This window comes from Burkholderia sp. MSMB1588 (assembly GCF_001546925.1).
GTDB lineage: Bacteria > Pseudomonadota > Gammaproteobacteria > Burkholderiales > Burkholderiaceae > Burkholderia > Burkholderia humptydooensis.
This window is the reverse complement of sequence record NZ_LNJS01000001.1, coordinates 2,410,297-2,426,304: the sequence shown is the minus strand read 5'-3', so window position 1 is coordinate 2,426,304 and position 16,008 is coordinate 2,410,297. Positions and strand designations below refer to the sequence as shown.

At 66.1% G+C, this 16,008-nt stretch carries 13 protein-coding genes; 11 read left to right on the top strand and 2 right to left on the bottom strand.

The annotated features are described in order from the left end of the window. Positions 1-21: 21 nt before the first annotated feature. The 3 genes from aceE (at position 22) to lpdA (ending at position 6,554) form a co-directional block, all read left to right on the top strand. Complete coding sequence (gene aceE / locus WS92_RS22730; RefSeq protein ID WP_043282409.1) at positions 22-2,718, top strand: pyruvate dehydrogenase (acetyl-transferring), homodimeric type; 2,697 nt, start codon at positions 22-24, stop codon at positions 2,716-2,718. Between the two features lie 135 nt (positions 2,719-2,853). Then, positions 2,854-4,518, top strand: coding sequence for a dihydrolipoyllysine-residue acetyltransferase (gene aceF / locus WS92_RS22725; RefSeq protein ID WP_059929274.1), 1,665 nt, complete (start codon positions 2,854-2,856; stop codon positions 4,516-4,518). A 272-nt stretch (positions 4,519-4,790) separates the two neighbouring features. Continuing rightward, positions 4,791-6,554 carry a dihydrolipoyl dehydrogenase gene (gene lpdA, locus WS92_RS22720; protein WP_059929271.1) on the top strand — a complete coding sequence of 588 codons (1,764 nt, stop codon included), beginning with the start codon at positions 4,791-4,793 and terminating at the stop codon, positions 6,552-6,554. A 225-nt stretch (positions 6,555-6,779) separates the two neighbouring features. On the opposite strand, the gene WS92_RS22715 is transcribed toward lpdA, so the two are convergent. Further along, positions 6,780-7,355, bottom strand: a complete 576-nt coding sequence (locus WS92_RS22715) for a phasin family protein (RefSeq protein ID WP_015600339.1) — start codon at positions 7,353-7,355, stop codon at positions 6,780-6,782. Between the two features lie 671 nt (positions 7,356-8,026). Here WS92_RS22715 and pbpG point away from each other — a divergent pair. Continuing rightward, positions 8,027-9,148, top strand: a complete 1,122-nt coding sequence (pbpG, locus tag WS92_RS22710) for a D-alanyl-D-alanine endopeptidase (protein ID WP_015602039.1) — start codon at positions 8,027-8,029, stop codon at positions 9,146-9,148. A 117-nt stretch (positions 9,149-9,265) separates the two neighbouring features. Here the strand turns inward: pbpG and WS92_RS22705 are convergent, their stop codons facing one another. Continuing rightward, positions 9,266-10,078 carry an IclR family transcriptional regulator gene (locus tag WS92_RS22705; protein WP_006025947.1) on the bottom strand — a complete coding sequence of 271 codons (813 nt, stop codon included), beginning with the start codon at positions 10,076-10,078 and terminating at the stop codon, positions 9,266-9,268. 182 nt (positions 10,079-10,260) lie between these two features. On the opposite strand from WS92_RS22705, the gene WS92_RS22700 reads away from it, so the two are divergent. From WS92_RS22700 to iscU, 7 genes are all read left to right on the top strand, one after another. Then, positions 10,261-10,983 (top strand): (Fe-S)-binding protein, encoded by a 723-nt coding sequence (locus tag WS92_RS22700; RefSeq protein ID WP_059929268.1) that lies wholly within the window; start codon positions 10,261-10,263, stop codon positions 10,981-10,983. Between the two features lie 106 nt (positions 10,984-11,089). Continuing rightward, positions 11,090-12,541 carry a lactate utilization protein B gene (locus WS92_RS22695; protein ID WP_059929265.1) on the top strand — a complete coding sequence of 484 codons (1,452 nt, stop codon included), beginning with the start codon at positions 11,090-11,092 and terminating at the stop codon, positions 12,539-12,541. A 206-nt stretch (positions 12,542-12,747) separates the two neighbouring features. Continuing rightward, on the top strand, positions 12,748-12,954 hold the full coding sequence (locus tag WS92_RS22690; protein WP_170963100.1) for a hypothetical protein: 207 nt from the start codon (positions 12,748-12,750) through the stop codon (positions 12,952-12,954). 91 nt (positions 12,955-13,045) lie between these two features. Beyond that, positions 13,046-13,525 carry a low molecular weight protein-tyrosine-phosphatase gene (locus tag WS92_RS22685; RefSeq protein ID WP_059929262.1) on the top strand — a complete coding sequence of 160 codons (480 nt, stop codon included), beginning with the start codon at positions 13,046-13,048 and terminating at the stop codon, positions 13,523-13,525. 101 nt (positions 13,526-13,626) lie between these two features. Beyond that, positions 13,627-14,169 carry a Fe-S cluster assembly transcriptional regulator IscR gene (iscR, locus tag WS92_RS22680; protein WP_009912960.1) on the top strand — a complete coding sequence of 181 codons (543 nt, stop codon included), beginning with the start codon at positions 13,627-13,629 and terminating at the stop codon, positions 14,167-14,169. 68 nt (positions 14,170-14,237) lie between these two features. Beyond that, positions 14,238-15,461 carry an IscS subfamily cysteine desulfurase gene (locus tag WS92_RS22675; RefSeq protein ID WP_006025953.1) on the top strand — a complete coding sequence of 408 codons (1,224 nt, stop codon included), beginning with the start codon at positions 14,238-14,240 and terminating at the stop codon, positions 15,459-15,461. Between the two features lie 65 nt (positions 15,462-15,526). Beyond that, positions 15,527-15,934, top strand: a complete 408-nt coding sequence (gene iscU / locus WS92_RS22670; RefSeq protein ID WP_006025954.1) for a Fe-S cluster assembly scaffold IscU — start codon at positions 15,527-15,529, stop codon at positions 15,932-15,934. Positions 15,935-16,008: the final 74 nt, after the last annotated feature.

Below are 16,008 nucleotides of genomic sequence, written 5' to 3'. Positions count from 1 at the left end.
CAGGACACCCAGGAGACGAGAATGTCCGCTGTACCGAATGAAGTGATGAAGTACGTCGCGGCCGAACGCGACGACGACGCGCAGGAAACCGTCGAATGGCTCGAAGCGCTCGACGGCGTGATTTCCGCGGTCGGTCCCGGCCGCGCGCACTACCTGATCGAGAAGCAGATCGAATTCGCGCGGATGCACGGCGAGCACCTGCCGTTCTCCGCGAACACCCCGTACATCAACACGATTCCCGTCGAAGCCCAGGCGAGGATTCCGGGCGACCAGGACATCGAGCACCGGATCCGCTCGTACACGCGCTGGAACGCGATCGCGATGGTGTTGCGCGCGGGCAAGGATACGAACGTCGGCGGTCACATCGCGTCGTTCGCGTCGGCCGCGACGCTCTATGACGTCGGCTACAACCACTTCTGGCACGCCCCGTCCGCCGAGCACGGCGGCGATCTCGTGTTCGTGCAGGGCCACTCGTCGCCCGGCATCTACTCGCGCGCGTTCCTGCTCGGCCGCCTGACGGAAGCGCAGCTCGACAACTTCCGCCAGGAAGTGGGCGGCAACGGCATCTCGTCGTATCCGCACCCGTGGCTGATGCCGGATTTCTGGCAGTTCCCGACCGTGTCGATGGGCCTGGGCCCCATCATGGCGATCTACCAGGCGCGCTTCATGAAGTACCTGCAGGCGCGCGGCATCGCGAAGACGAACGGCCGCAAGGTCTGGGCGTTCCTCGGCGACGGCGAGACGGACGAACCGGAATCGCTCGGCGCGATCGGCATGGCGAGCCGCGAGAAGCTCGACAACCTCGTGTTCGTGATCAACTGCAACCTGCAGCGTCTCGACGGCCCGGTGCGCGGCAACGGCAAGATCATCCAGGAACTGGAATCGGAATTCCGCGGCGCCGGCTGGAACGTGATCAAGGTGATCTGGGGCGGCCGCTGGGATGCCCTCTTCGCGCGCGACAAGACGGGCGCGCTGATGCGCCGCATGATGGAAGTCGTCGACGGCGAATACCAGACGTACAAGTCGGAATCGGGCGCGTACGTGCGCGAGCACTTCTTCAACTCGCCGGAGCTGAAGGCGCTCGTCGCCGACTGGTCCGACGACGACATCTGGGCGCTGAACCGCGGCGGCCACGACCCGCACAAGATCTACGCGGCGTTCCACGAGGCGAGCAACTCGAAGGGCGCGCCGACGGTGATTCTCGCGAAGACCATCAAGGGCTACGGGATGGGTGAGTCGGGTCAGGCGATGAACATCACGCACCAGCAGAAGAAGCTGCCCGTCGAGCAACTGAAGAAGTTCCGCGACCAGTTCCGCCTGCCGATCACCGACGAGCAGATCGCCGACGTGCCGTACGTGAAGTTCGACGAAGGCTCGAAGGAGCTCGAATACATGCGCAAGCAGCGCATGGACCTCGGCGGCTACCTGCCGCAGCGCCGCCAGAAGGCCGAGTCGCTGCCGGTGCCGGCGCTCGACGCGTTCGAGCCGCTCCTGAAGGGCACGGGCGAAGGCCGCGAGATCTCGACGACGATGGCGTTCGTGCGGATCCTGAACATCCTGCTGAAGGACAAGACGCTCGGCAAGCGCGTCGTGCCGATCGTGCCCGACGAATCGCGCACGTTCGGCATGGAAGGTCTCTTCCGCCAGATCGGCATCTGGAACCAGGAAGGCCAGAAGTACGTGCCGGAGGATTCCGATCAGTTGATGTTCTACAAGGAATCGGAAACCGGCCAGATCCTGCAGGAAGGCATCAACGAAGCGGGCGGCATGTGCGACTGGATCGCGGCGGCGACGTCGTACTCGACGCACGGCGAGATCATGGTGCCGTTCTACATCTTCTATTCGATGTTCGGCTTCCAGCGGATCGGCGACCTCGCATGGGCGGCGGGCGACATGCGCTCGCGCGGCTTCCTGCTCGGCGGCACCGCGGGCCGCACGACGCTCAACGGCGAGGGCTTGCAGCACGAAGACGGCCACTCGCTGATGTGGGCGGCGTCGGTGCCGAACTGCGTGAGCTACGACCCGACGTTCGGCTACGAGCTCGCCGTCATCATGCAGGACGGTCTGCGCCGGATGGTGCAGGAGCAGGAGGACGTCTACTACTACGTGACGGTGATGAACGAGAACTACGAGCACCCGGCGATTCCGCAGGGCGAGCACGTGGCGGCCGACATCATCAAGGGCATGTATGCGTTCAGGAAGGCCGACGCCGGCAAGAAGGCGCCGCGCGTGCAACTGCTCGGCGCGGGCACGATCTTCAACGAAGTGATCGCCGCCGCGGACCTGCTGAAGAACGACTGGGGCGTCGCCGCCGATCTCTGGAGCGTGCCGAGCTTCACCGAGCTCGCGCGCGAAGGCCATGACGTCGAGCGCTGGAACCTGCTGCATCCGGCCGAGGCGCGCCGCCTGTCGCACGTGCAGACGTGCCTGAAGGACACGCAGGGCCCGGTGATCGCGTCGACCGACTACGTGCGCGCACTCGCCGACCAGATCCGCGGCCAGATCGATCGCCGCTACGTCGTGCTCGGCACCGACGGCTTCGGCCGCTCGGACACGCGCGGCGCGCTGCGCCACTTCTTCGAGGTGGATCGCTACTGGGTCACGGTCGCGGCGCTCAACGCGCTCGCCGACGAAGGCGCGATCGAGCGCAAGGTCGTGGCGGACGCCATCGCGAAGTACGACCTCGACCCGGCCAAACCCAACCCGATGACGGTTTAACGCACGCGCCGCGCGACGCCGCGCGCCCGTTCCCGCTTTCGACGAAGCGGGGGCGGGGCGGCGCGGCTCCGCCTTGCATGGGATCGCGGCAGGCCGCTCGCGCGGCCTGCCGCGATCGACAGGAGACTGAAACAGATGAGTCAAGCGATCGAAGTCAAGGTGCCGGATATCGGCGATTACAAGGACGTGCCCGTCATCGAAGTGCTCGTGAAGCCGGGCGACGCGGTCGAGCCCGAGCAGTCGCTCGTCACGCTCGAGTCCGACAAGGCGACGATGGACGTGCCGAGCCCGTCGGCGGGCACGGTCAAGGAAGTGAAGGTGAAGGTCGGCGACGCGGTGTCGGAAGGCTCGTTGATCGTGCTGCTCGACGGCGCGCAGGCGGCGGGCAAGCTCGCGCAGGCGAACGGCGCCGCGGCGAGCGCCGCGCAGCCGGCGGCCGCGCCCGCGGCAGCCGCACCTGCGCCCGCAGCGGCGTCGGCGTCGGCGGGCGGCGGCACGGTCGAAGTGAAGGTGCCGGACATCGGCGACTACAAGGATGTGCCGGTGATCGAGATCGCCGTGAAGGTCGGCGATACGGTCGAGAAGGAGCAGTCGCTCGTCACGCTCGAGTCCGACAAGGCGACGATGGATGTGCCGAGCCCGGCCGCGGGCGTCGTCAAGGGCATCTTGGTGAAGGTTGGCGACGCGGTGTCGGAAGGCTCGCTGATTGTCGTGCTCGAAGCGTCGGGCGCCGCCGCGAGCGCGCCGCAGGCGGCCGCGCCCGCAGCCGCACCCGTGCAAGCCGCGCCCGCTCCGGCGCCCGCCGCCGCGCCCGCGCCGCAAGCGGCAACTGCAGCCGCGGCCGCAGCCGCGCCGGCGCCCGCCGCGAGCGGCGAGTACCGCGCGAGCCACGCGTCGCCGTCGGTGCGCAAGTTCGCGCGCGAACTCGGCGTCGACGTGTCGCGCGTCACGGGCACGGGGCCGAAGAGCCGCATCACGAAGGACGATGTCACCGCGTTCGTGAAGGGCGTGATGACGGGGCAACGCGCGTCGCTCGCCGCCGCGGCCGCGCCGGCGGGCGGCGGCGAGCTGAACCTGCTGCCGTGGCCGAAGATCGATTTCGCGAAGTTCGGCCCGTTCGAGGCAAAGCCGCTGTCGCGGATCAAGAAGATTTCGGGTGCGAACCTGCACCGCAACTGGGTGATGATCCCGCACGTCACGAACAACGACGAAGCGGACATCACCGATCTCGAGGCGCTGCGCGTGCAACTGAACAAGGAGCACGAGAAGGCGGGCGTGAAGTTCACGATGCTCGCGTTCGTGATCAAGGCGGTCGTGGCGGCGCTCAAGAAGTTCCCGACCTTCAACGCGAGCCTCGATGGCGACAACCTCGTCTTCAAGCAGTACTACCACATCGGTTTCGCGGCCGACACGCCGAACGGCCTCGTCGTGCCGGTGATCCGCGACGCGGACAAGAAGGGCCTCGTCGACATCGCAAAGGAAATGAGCGAGTTGTCGAAGGCCGCGCGCGAAGGCAAGCTGAAGCCGGACCAGATGCAGGGCGGCTGCTTCTCGATCTCGTCGCTCGGCGGGATCGGCGGCACGCACTTCACGCCGATCATCAACGCGCCGGAAGTGGCGATCCTCGGGTTGTCGCGCGGCCAGATGAAGCCGGTGTGGGACGGCAAGCAGTTCGTGCCGCGTCTCACGCTGCCGCTGTCGCTGTCGTATGACCATCGCGTGATCGATGGCGCGGAAGCGGCGCGGTTCAATGCGTATCTGGGGTCGCTGCTTGGCGACTTCCGGCGCGTGATTCTTTGATGAGCGATGGACCTCGCAGGGGCCTGGGTCAATGTCGTTGATCCGCGCTCCGTCGTTGAACTCGTTTTCTTGACGGTCTGTATGCGTCGCCCCTTCCCTGGGGCGGGAGGCACTTTTCTTTGTCTTGCCAAAGAAAAGTGACCAAAAGAGAGGCGCGTCCTTGGGCGGACGGCAAAGGTGGCGCTGCCCAGGTTCCCGTTCTCCAGACAGGCCGTAGTTCAACGCGCGAGTTCCACTCCCTCTGTCAGCAGCCAAACAAGTAGGGGACGTACATGAGTCTCATCGAAGTCAAGGTTCCGGATATCGGCGATTTCAGCGGCGTCGACGTCATCGAAGTCAACATCAAGCCCGGCGACGTGATCGAAAAAGAGCAGACGCTCCTCACGCTCGAATCGGACAAGGCCTCCATGGAAGTGCCGAGCGACGTCGCCGGCACCGTCAAGGAAATCCTGGTCAAGGCCGGCGACAAGGTCTCGCAAGGCACCGTGATCGCGCTCGTCGAGGCGTCAGCCGCTGCCGCAGCACCCGCGAAGACGGCCGAGCCGGCCAGGCCCGCAGCATCGGCCGCCGCGCCCGCAGCCGCTTCGGCTGCCGCGCCGCAAGCCGGCAGCTACGCCGGCGCCGCCGACATCGAGTGCGACATGCTCGTGCTCGGCGCCGGCCCCGGCGGCTATTCGGCCGCGTTCCGCGCCGCCGATCTCGGTATGAAGACGGTGCTCGTCGAGCGCTACCCGACGCTCGGCGGCGTGTGCCTGAACGTCGGCTGCATCCCGTCGAAGGCGCTGCTGCATACGGCGCTCGTCGTCGAAGAGGCCGAGGCGCTCGCCGCGCACGGCATCTCGTTCGGCAAGCCCGAAGTCAACCTCGACAAGCTGCGCGACTTCAAGTCCGGCGTCGTCAAGAAACTGACGACGGGCCTCGCCGGCATGGCGAAGGCGCGCAAGGTCGAAGTCGTGACGGGCGCCGGCGCGTTCGTCGATCCGCATCACATGGAAGTGCAGGGCGAAGGCGGGAAGAAGGTCGTCCGCTTCAAGCAGGCGATCATCGCGGCCGGCTCGCAGTCGGTGAAGCTGCCGTTCCTGCCGGAAGACCCGCGCATCGTCGATTCGACGGGCGCGCTCGAGTTGCGCCAGCAGCCGAAGCGCATGCTCGTGATCGGCGGCGGCATCATCGGCCTCGAAATGGCGACCGTCTACTCGACGCTCGGCGCGGAGATCGACGTCGTCGAAATGCTCGACAGCCTGATGAACGGCGCGGACCGCGACCTCGTCAAGGTCTGGGAAAAATACAACGCGAAGCGCTTCGGCAACGTGATGCTGAAGACGAAGACGGTCGGCGCGGAGGCGAAGGAAGACGGCATCTACGTGAAGTTCGAGGGCGAGAAGGCGCCGGCGGACGCGCAGCGCTACGACCTCGTGCTCGTCGCGGTGGGCCGCAGCCCGAACGGCAAGAGGATCGGCGCCGAGAAGGCGGGCGTCGCCGTCACCGAGCGCGGCTTCATCGAAGTCGACAGGCAGATGCGCACGAACGTCCCGCACATCTTCGCGATCGGCGACATCGTCGGCCAGCCGATGCTCGCGCACAAGGCGGTGCACGAAGGCCACGTCGCGGCGGAAGCGGCGCACGGCGAGAAGGCCTACTTCGACGCGCTGCAGATTCCGTCGGTGGCCTACACCGATCCGGAAGTCGCGTGGGCGGGCAAGACGGAAGACCAGTGCAAGGCCGAAGGCATCAAGTACGGCAAGGCGGTATTCCCGTGGGCCGCGTCGGGCCGCGCGATCGCGAACGGCCGCGACGAGGGCTTCACGAAGCTGATCTTCGACGAGGAAACGCATCGCGTGATTGGCGGCGGCATCGTCGGCCTGAACGCGGGCGACCTCATCAGCGAAGTGTGCCTCGCGGTCGAGATGGGCGCGGATGCGGAAGACATCGGCAAGACGATCCATCCGCACCCGACGCTCGGCGAATCGGTCGGCATGGCCGCCGAGCTGTACGAAGGCGTCTGCACGGACCTGCCGCCGCAACGCAAGAAGTAAGCGCCGCGGCCGGCCGGCTGCGACGGCGCAAGAAACGGCGCCTCCCGAAACGAACCGCACGCGGAAAGCCGACATCCGGCTTCGCGCGATCGGTTCAAAAAGGGAGGCGCCGTTTTGTTTGGCTGTGGGCGAACGGGAAGGGCGTTCGCGGGCGGGTCACAGCCATGAAAAAAGCCGCGCAGATGCGCGGCTTTCCCCAAATCGAGCAGGCAGTGACGCCGGCGCTTACGCGGTCTTGCCGGTGCTGCTGCGGCGCGACGCGGCGGCCGCGGTGTTCGCCGCCTTCGTGGCGACGGCGGCAGCGGCGTTGAAGTTCGTTTCGGCGATTTCGACCGCTTGCTTCGCGGCCTTCTGCACCGTTTCGTACGTCGTGTTCGCGGCGTTGATCGCCGACTTCAGCGCGGCGACGGCCGTTTCCGAGCCGGCCGGCGCGTTCTTCGCGACGTTGTCGACGAGCGCCTGCACCTTGCGGTTCTGTTCCTCGTATTGCGCCTCGGCGACCTTCGCGAATTCGGCTTGCGTGGCCGACGCGATTTCGTACACATGGCGGCCGTACGCGAGCACCTTCTCGGCGATCGGCTGCGTGAGGCTTGCCTGCAGCGCGAGGAGTTCCTGCGTGTCCTTCACCGACAGCGCGCGCTGCACGTTTTCCTGGCTTTCAGCGAGCGTCGACTTCACCACTTGCAGATTCAGTTCGATCAGCTTTTCGACGCCTTCAAACGCCTTCGTCGTGAGACCGAAGAGGCTTTCGATGTTGGCTTTCTGGGCGGCGGCGATTTGCTCGGGGGTCAGCAAGGACATGTTCATGCTCCTGAGGTTCGATCGATGATCGTGAAGGAAAAGGGCACAACTTTGGGGAACAGATGCCTGAAACTGCTTTGTGCAACGCAACAATGGTTACTATTTTAGGGCGTCAGGATTGAATGTCAAGTGCTTTTGGTGCATTGCACAATCCTGACAATCCTTAAGTAAAACAATAGTTTGCGTTATCTCGTTGGTATCGGTTTCAGCGCCTGCGCGAAGCCGGTTCGGCCGCGTGTCGCATTGACGCAGGCGCACTATCGCGACGCGGTAAACCGATTGGAGCGACGGAACGTTTAACATTCTGGCTTGTCGAACCGACCGCCGTTTTCGGCTCGGCGGCGGGCGCGAACCCATGCGCGAACGTCCGCTGCGAGCCCGTCGGCGGGCCGTTCGGCCCGCTTCGCTGCCGTATTCGTGGTTTCCCCTGCTTCAGCTTGTCCGTTGCGACGCCGATATTCTGGTCAACCGATGGGTGATTCGTGTGTCGCGCGCGTCGGGCGTCTCGTTTTCTTCATCGTATTTTTCGATGGGAAAGGCGGGGCCGATTGACCTGGTATGACCGATTCTTACATTCCGGTTTAACGAAGATCGGTAAGTGCCTAATATTGCTTATTTTTTCAGCTTTTACTACACTTGCGGAAACTTCCCGCCGTTTTGTTCGGACCCCAATGAAAGCCCAATTGTTTGCACCGCTCAGGATGATGCAGAGCGTGGCGCTCGGCACCGCTGTCTCGGTCGCCGTCTCGCTGATGGTGGCGACGGCCGCCGTCGCGCCCGCGGACGCGTTTGCCGCCACCGCCAAGACCGCGCAGAGCGCGAAAGGCAAGAAAAGCGCGGCGAAGAAGTCGCTGCGCGCCGCGTCGTCGAGTGCCGGGCCGCGCGCGAAAGGCGCGCGCAAGCGCGTGACCTACGTGTCGAACGGCCGGCATCGCAGCGGCGTGCGCCGCGTCGCGTTCGAGCCGCGCCCGCCGTCGGTGGGCCAGGCGTTCGGCCTGCACGAGACGCCCGATTCGCTCGCGCTGCGCTCGAGCGTCGCGTACGTCGTCGACCAGAACACGTCCGAGCCGCTCTTCGACAAGAATTCGCATGCGGTCGTGCCGATCGCGTCGATCACGAAGCTGATGACCGCGATGGTCGTCCTCGACTCGAAGGCGCCGCTCACCGACCAGATCGACGTGACCGACGAAGACCGCGATTACGAGAAGGGCACGGGTTCGCGCCTGTCGGTCGGCTCGGTGCTGTCGCGCGAGGACATGCTGCACATCGCGCTGATGGCGTCGGAGAACCGCGCGGCGGCCGCGCTGTCGCGCTACTACACGGGCGGCCGCCCGGCGTTCATCGCGGCGATGAACGCGAAGGCGAAGTCGCTCGGCATGAGCGACACGCACTTCGAGAATTCGACGGGCCTGTCGAGCCAGAACGTGTCGAGCGCGCGCGATCTCGTGAAGATGGTGAACGCAGCGTACCAGTACCCGCTCATCCGCAAGTTCTCGACCGATCGCAGCTACGAGGTCAACACCGGCAAGCGGATGCTCGCGTACAACAGCACGAACGCGCTCGTGCGCAATCCGTCGTGGGACATCGGCCTGCAGAAGACGGGCTTCATCAACGAAGCGGGCGAGTGCCTCGTGATGCAGACGACGATTCACAGCCGTCCGATCGTGATGGTGCTGCTCGATTCGTTTGGCAAGTATTCGCGTTTCGCCGATGCGTCGCGCGTGCGCAACTGGCTCGACAACGGCGGCGGCGAGCGTCTGACGGCGGCGAACACGTCGACGGGCGGAACCTGATCGCGCGGCCGTCCGATTGTGGCGTTGCTCAGCAAAAAGCCCCGCATTCGCGGGGCTTTTTCGTGTGCGTGGCCCGCGGGCGACCGGCCGACGAAAGCGCGCAAGCGTAGTACGCGCCTACGCCTGCTTTTGCGCCGGCGCGTCCACGTCCTTCGCGGTTTCCGGCCGATAGCCGAGCGATTCGGAGATCGTGAGCGCCGTGCGGCTCAACTGGCCGAGCCATGCGTCCTGCAGCCGGTCGGCGGGCGCGGACAGCGACAGCCCCGCGACCAGCTTGCCGGAATCGTCGTAGATGCCGGCCGCGATGCAGCGCACGCCAAGCTCCAGTTCCTCGTTGTCGCGCGCGCACGCTTGCTGGCGCACGAGCGTCAATTCGCGCTCGAGCTTCGGCAGCTCGGTGATGCTGTTCTGCGTATGGCCGGCGAGGCCCGTGCGCGTCGCGTATGCGCGCACCCGCGACGTCTCGTCGGCCGCGAGGAACAGCTTGCCGACCGACGTCAGGTGCAGCGGCGCGCGGCCGCCGATCGCGCGGACGACCTGCATCCCCGAGCGCTCCGAGTACGCGCGTTCGATGTAGACGATCTCGTCGCCCTGGCGCACCGACAGGTTCACGGTCTGCCCCGTCATCCGGTGCAGCTCGCGCATTGGCATCAGCGCGGCGTCGCGCACTGACAGGCGGGCCTTCACGAGGTTGCCGAGTTCGAGCAGGCGCATGCCGAGCCGGTACGTGCCGGGATCGGACCGGTCGACGAGACGGCAGGTCACCATGTCGTTCAGGATACGGTGCGCGGTGGAGGGATGCAGTTCGGTGCGCTGCGCGAGTTCCTTCAGGCTGACCGGATCGCTGTGCGCGGCGAGCGCATCGAGGAGCCGCATCATCCGTTCGATCACCTGGATCGACGTTTTGGAATCCGGGTTCGGGTTGCTCATCGTGGGAAATCGATTGCCGCATCAAATACCAATGCGCCGATTGTATCTCGTATCGTGAAAAAAGCGAACGGTGTTCGAGGAAGTCCTCGCTTGGCGCCGGACGCGGCGTTTCTTTGCGCGGGGGCGTTGGTCGCGCCGCGCGAACGGCGGATAATGAGCGGCGTTTTCTCGAAGGGGCGCCTATGCGAGTCGGATTGTTCGTCACATGCCTCGTCGACCTGATGCGGCCCGAGATCGGCTTTTCGGCACTCAAGCTGCTGAAGCAGGCGGGCTGCGACGTCGTCGTGCCGCCCACGCAGACCTGCTGCGGCCAGCCCGCGTACAACTCGGGCGAGCGTGCGCTCGCGCGCGATCTCGCCGAAAAGACGCTCGACGAATTCGAAGCGCTCGACTATGTCGTCGTGCCGTCGGGCTCGTGCGGCGGGATGATCCGGGTCCATTACGGCGACCTCTTTCGCGACGATCCCGAACTGATGGCGCGCTACGGGCGTCTGCGCGCGAAGGTCTATGAACTGACCGACTTCTTCGTCAACGTCGCGCGGGTGACGCTCGAGCCGGGCGAGTTCAAGGGGCCTGTCACGTACCACGATTCGTGCTCCGGCCTGCGCGAGCTCGGCGTGAAGGCGCAGCCGCGCGCGCTGCTCGCGCAGCGTGGCGTCGCCGTCGACGAAATGAAGGACTGTGAGCACTGTTGCGGCTTCGGCGGCACGTTCGCGGTGAAGTACGGCGACATCTCGACCGCGATCGTCGACGAGAAGTGCGCGAACGTGCGCGCGACGGGCGCGGGCGCGGTCGTGCTCGGCGATCTCGGCTGCATGCTGAACATCGAAGGGCGGCTGCGCCGCACGGGCGATCGCGACACGCGCGTGCTGCACGTCGCGCAGGTGCTCGCGGGCGACGTCTGAGCGTCTCGCCCCGGACGGATCGGCCGCGCCACGCGCGCCGCGCCGCCGTTCGCCGCCGATCACCGATACGAAACCGCGACGAGATCCACGAACTTCACGAGCCGCCATGCAGGTCCAATCGATGCACTTCAAGGCGCGCGCCGGCGAAAAGCTCGCCGATGCGCGCCTGCAGGAAAACCTCGGAAGGCTGTCGACGAAATTCGTGTCGGGCCGCGCCGAGGCGATCACGCAAATCGATTTCGTCGCGACGCGCGCGGAGCTGAAGGCGCGCCGCAACCGTGCGCTGGAGCGGCTCGACGTGTGGCTCGATATGTTCGAGCGCGAGGCGACGCGACGCGGTACGACCGTGCTGTACGCGGAGACGACGGGCGACGCGGCGGCGCTCATCGCCGACATCGCGCGCCGGCACGGCGTGAAGAAGGTCGTCAAGACGAAATCGATGGTGACCGAGGAAGCGAATCTCAACGCGGTGCTCGGCCGGCTCGGCGTGCAGTCGATCGAGACGGACCTCGGCGAATACATCCTGCAGATCAACGACAACGAGCCGCCGAGCCACATCATCGCGCCCGTGCTGCACCGGGACAAGGAGGAGGTTGCCGAGCTGTTCGCGAAGACGCACGGGCGGCCGCGCCTCACCGAGATTGCCGAGATGACCCGCGAGGCGCGCGAGGTGCTGCGCCCGCATTTCCTGTCGGCGGACATGGGCGTGACGGGCGGCAACTTCGTGATCGCCGAGACGGGCTCCGTCGTGCTCGTGACGAACGAGGGCAACGAAGGGATGTGCACGGTGCTGCCGCGCGTGCACGTCGCGGTGACGGGGATCGAGAAGGTGCTGCCGACGCTCGAGGATCTCGCGACCGCGATGCGCCTGTTGCCGCGCTCGGCGACCGGGCAGAAGACGTCGAACTATTTCTCGCTGCTGACCGGCGCGCGCGGCGACGGCGACGAGGACGGGCCCGAGCACGCGTACGTCGTGCTCGTCGACGGCGGCCGCAGCGGGCTCATCGGCGGCGAATTCCAGGAGATGCTGCGCTGCATCCGCTGCGGTGCGTGCATGAACCATTGCCCGGTCTACCAGAAGGTCGGCGGGCACGCGTACGGCTGGGTGTATCCGGGGCCGATGGGCTCGGTGCTGACACCGAGCTACGTCGGGCTCGGCAACGCGCTCGATTTGCCGCAGGCGGCGACGCTCTGCGGCGAGTGCGACAGCGTCTGCCCGGTCGGCATCCCGATTTCGGGCTTGCTGCGCAAGCTACGCGAGAAGCAGGTCGAGCGGCGCCTGCGGCCGTGGCGCGAGCGTGCGGCGCTCGCCGCGTGGGGCTTCTTCGCGCGGCGGCCGGCGCTGTACGCGCTCGCGACGAAGCTTGCGGTTCGCGTGCTCGAGCGGGCGGGCGGCGCGCCGGGCGGCGTGGCGGGCGCGTTCGGACGCTTGCCGTTCGCGCGCGCCTGGACTCGAGGCTGGACCGATACGCGCGACATCCCGGCGCCCGCCGGCCGGACGTTCCGCGAGCTGTACGCAGCGTCGCGCACGCATCTCGATCCGTCCTCGACGCGCTGATCCGACGGCGGGCAAGCGCGTCGCGAAGCCCCGCTCGAGCGGGCGGGGCACAAGTCGCGCCGCGACTGTTCATCGAGCGACAACACTGCGTTCGCTATTCGTGGATTTATCTCGATAGGTGTGGTCTATAGAATCTCGACATCAGCATGGGAGGAATGCCCTGTGCACCAGCCGAGAGAGGTCGCATCATGAGAAAGACAATATCGATGTACTGGCCGCTTGCGATCGTCGTGCCGCTCGCCGCCGCCTACCTGTATCTGTCCGAAGCCGCGCCGCGGAGCGCGCCCGCGATCGCACGCGACACGTCGGCAGAGCTCGCGCGCGCCGTGTCATACGGGCTCGTCGACGACGCGTCGCAGCCGCTGCCCGCCGCGCCGAACGTTGCGCCGCTCGCCGGCCCGAAGGCGCTGTGAGGCGGGATCTGGCGCAAGCGAGAATCGGCGCGCCTTTGTATAATGGCGCGTTACTCATCCGAGCGGTTCTCCGCGACTGTCTGGCTGCACGATGAAAAGCGTCGCGATCTGCTTCGTCTGCCTCGGCAACATCTGCCGCTCGCCCACCGCGGAAGGGGTGATGCGCCATCAGGTGGAGGCAGCGGGGCTCGACGCGGCGATCCAGATCGATTCGGCCGGCACGGGCGACTGGCACGTCGGCGAGGCGCCCGACGCACGCGCGCAGCAGGCGGCGCGCGCGCGGGGCTACGATCTGTCGGCGCTGCGGGCGCGGCAGATCGGCGACGCCGATTTCGAGCGCTTCGATCTCGTGCTCGCGATGGATTGCGCCAATCTCGCGGAGTTGCGCAAGCGCTGCCCGCCGCAATATCGGGGCAAGATCCGGCTCCTGATGGCGTACGCGGGCGACGGATCGGCGGGCGAAATCACCGATCCTTATTTCGGTGGCGCGCGTGGCTTCGAGCAGGTGCTCGATCAGTGCGAGGACGCGTGCCGCGGCCTCCTCGAAAGCCTGCGTGAAACGGCGCGCTGAAGCGCCGCATACAACCCCTTTTAGCGGCATGGATACTTGACTAAATTGGTCAAATATTTATACTTGACCAAAATCGTCAAGATTGCTGCCCATTCAATACCATGAGACTCACCACCAAAGGCCGTTTCGCCGTCACGGCGATGATCGACTTGGCGCTACGCCAGGAGCAAGGCCCGGTGACGCTTGCAGGCATCAGCCAGCGCCAGCGGATTTCGCTCTCCTACCTCGAGCAATTGTTCGGCAAGCTGCGCCGGCATGAAATCGTCGAATCGGTCCGCGGGCCGGGCGGCGGCTACAACCTCGCGCGTCGTGCGCAGGACGTGACGGTCGCCGACATCATCATCGCGGTCGACGAGCCGCTCGATGCGACCCAATGCGGCGGCAAGGGCACGTGCGAGGGCTCGAAGCAGCACGACGGCCATTGCATGACGCACGAGCTCTGGTCGACGCTGAACCAGAAGATGGTCGAATACCTCGATTCGGTGTCGCTGCAGGATCTCGTCGATCAGCAGCGCGCCCGCGAAGGCACGCCCCCCGCCGTGCTGCGCGACAAGCGCAAGCCGGAGCCCGTCGCGGCGAGCGTCGAGCCGGTCCGCTCGATTCCGCTCGGTCCGAATTCGGTCTTCAACATCGCGAGCTCATGAGCGCCGCGCACTGAACGCGGCCCGCACAACGAATAGTCCCCGCACTGAACGCATACCCGGAGCGATAGATGAACAACGAGATCCCCCACCTGCCCATCTACATGGACTACAGCGCGACGACGCCCGTCGATCCGCGCGTCGTCGACAAGATGGTGCCGTATCTGCGCGAGCAGTTCGGCAACCCGGCGTCCCGCAGCCACGCATACGGCTGGGATGCGGAGCGCGCGGTCGAAGAGGCGCGCGAGCAGGTGGCGGCGCTCGTGAACGCCGATCCGCGCGAGATCATCTGGACGTCCGGCGCGACCGAATCCGACAACCTCGCGATCAAGGGCGCCGCGCACTTCTATCAGGGCAAGGGCAAGCACATCGTCACCGTGAAGACCGAGCACAAGGCGGTGCTCGACACCTGCCGCGAGCTCGAGCGCGAAGGCTTCGAAGTGACCTATCTCGACGTGAAGGACGACGGTCTCGTCGATCTCGACGTGCTCAAGGCCGCGCTGCGCCCGGACACGATCCTCGTGTCGGTGATGCACGTGAACAACGAGATCGGCGTGATCCAGGACATCGGGACGATCGGCGAGATCTGCCGCGAGAAGGGCATCATTTTCCACGTCGACGCCGCGCAGGCGACGGGCAAGGTCGAGATCGACCTCGCGAAGCTGAAGGTCGACCTGATGTCGTTCTCCGCGCACAAGACCTACGGCCCGAAGGGCATCGGTGCGCTGTACGTGCGCCGCAAGCCGCGCGTGCGCATCGAGGCGCAGATGCACGGCGGCGGCCACGAGCGCGGAATGCGCTCGGGCACGCTGCCGACGCACCAGATCGTCGGCATGGGCGAGGCGTTCCGGATCGCGCGCGAAGAAATGGCGACCGAGAACGAGCGTATCCGGATGCTGCGCGACAAGCTGCTGCGCGGCCTGTCGGAAATTGACGAAACCTACGTGAACGGCGATCTCGAGCAACGGATTCCGCACAACCTGAACATCAGCTTCAATTTCGTCGAAGGCGAATCGCTGATCATGGCGATCAAGGACGTCGCGGTGTCGTCGGGCTCCGCGTGCACGTCGGCGTCGCTCGAGCCGTCCTACGTGCTGCGCGCGCTCGGCCGCAACGACGAGCTCGCGCACAGCTCGATCCGCTTCACGGTCGGCCGCTTCACGACGGAGCAGGAAGTCGACTACGTGATCGACCTGCTGAAGAGCAAGATCGCGAAGCTGCGCGACCTGTCGCCGCTTTGGGAGATGCATCAGGAAGGCATCGATCTGTCGACGATCGAATGGGCGGCGCACTGAGCGCAGCGACTTTTTCGCGGGCGACGGCGCGCCGCGCAGACGAAACGAAGCAAGGAGCATGAGTCATGTCTTACAGCAACAAGGTTCTGGATCACTACGAAAATCCGCGTAACGTCGGCTCGTTCGCGAAGGACGACGAAGCGGTGGGCACCGGCATGGTCGGCGCGCCCGCTTGCGGCGACGTGATGAAGCTGCAGATCCGCGTCGGCGAGAACGGCGTGATCGAAGACGCGAAGTTCAAGACCTACGGTTGCGGGTCGGCGATCGCGTCGAGTTCGCTCGTCACCGAGTGGGTGAAGGGCAAGACGCTCGACGAGGCGCTCGCGATCAAGAACACGCAGATCGCCGAGGAACTCGCGCTGCCGCCCGTGAAGATCCACTGCTCGATCCTCGCGGAAGACGCGATCAAGGCGGCCGTGGCCGACTACAAGAAGCGCCACGAAATGGCCGAAGACGGCAAGGCCGCCGCGTAAGCGGCCGCGGGTTCGACGGACGGCGGATTGGGGTTTGGACGCATGACGCACGAAGCCGGCTTCGTGCGAAGAAG

Bases quoted from the DNA above. Each gene is read 5' to 3' on its own strand.
- aceF (WP_059929274.1), top strand. From the start codon at position 2,854: ATGAGTCAAGCGATCGAAGTCAAGGTGCCGGATATCGGCGATTACAAG.
- WS92_RS22695 (WP_059929265.1), top strand. From the start codon at position 11,090: ATGCAGGTCCAATCGATGCACTTCAAGGCGCGCGCCGGCGAAAAGCTC.
- WS92_RS22675 (WP_006025953.1), top strand. From the start codon at position 14,238: ATGAACAACGAGATCCCCCACCTGCCCATCTACATGGACTACAGCGCG.
- WS92_RS22690 (WP_170963100.1), top strand. From the start codon at position 12,748: ATGTACTGGCCGCTTGCGATCGTCGTGCCGCTCGCCGCCGCCTACCTG.
- iscR (WP_009912960.1), top strand. From the start codon at position 13,627: ATGAGACTCACCACCAAAGGCCGTTTCGCCGTCACGGCGATGATCGAC.
- aceE (WP_043282409.1), top strand. From the start codon at position 22: ATGTCCGCTGTACCGAATGAAGTGATGAAGTACGTCGCGGCCGAACGC.
- WS92_RS22700 (WP_059929268.1), top strand. From the start codon at position 10,261: ATGCGAGTCGGATTGTTCGTCACATGCCTCGTCGACCTGATGCGGCCC.
- iscU (WP_006025954.1), top strand. From the start codon at position 15,527: ATGTCTTACAGCAACAAGGTTCTGGATCACTACGAAAATCCGCGTAAC.
- WS92_RS22705 (WP_006025947.1), bottom strand. From the start codon at position 10,078: ATGAGCAACCCGAACCCGGATTCCAAAACGTCGATCCAGGTGATCGAA.
- WS92_RS22685 (WP_059929262.1), top strand. From the start codon at position 13,046: ATGAAAAGCGTCGCGATCTGCTTCGTCTGCCTCGGCAACATCTGCCGC.
- WS92_RS22715 (WP_015600339.1), bottom strand. From the start codon at position 7,355: ATGTCCTTGCTGACCCCCGAGCAAATCGCCGCCGCCCAGAAAGCCAAC.
- pbpG (WP_015602039.1), top strand. From the start codon at position 8,027: ATGAAAGCCCAATTGTTTGCACCGCTCAGGATGATGCAGAGCGTGGCG.
- lpdA (WP_059929271.1), top strand. From the start codon at position 4,791: ATGAGTCTCATCGAAGTCAAGGTTCCGGATATCGGCGATTTCAGCGGC.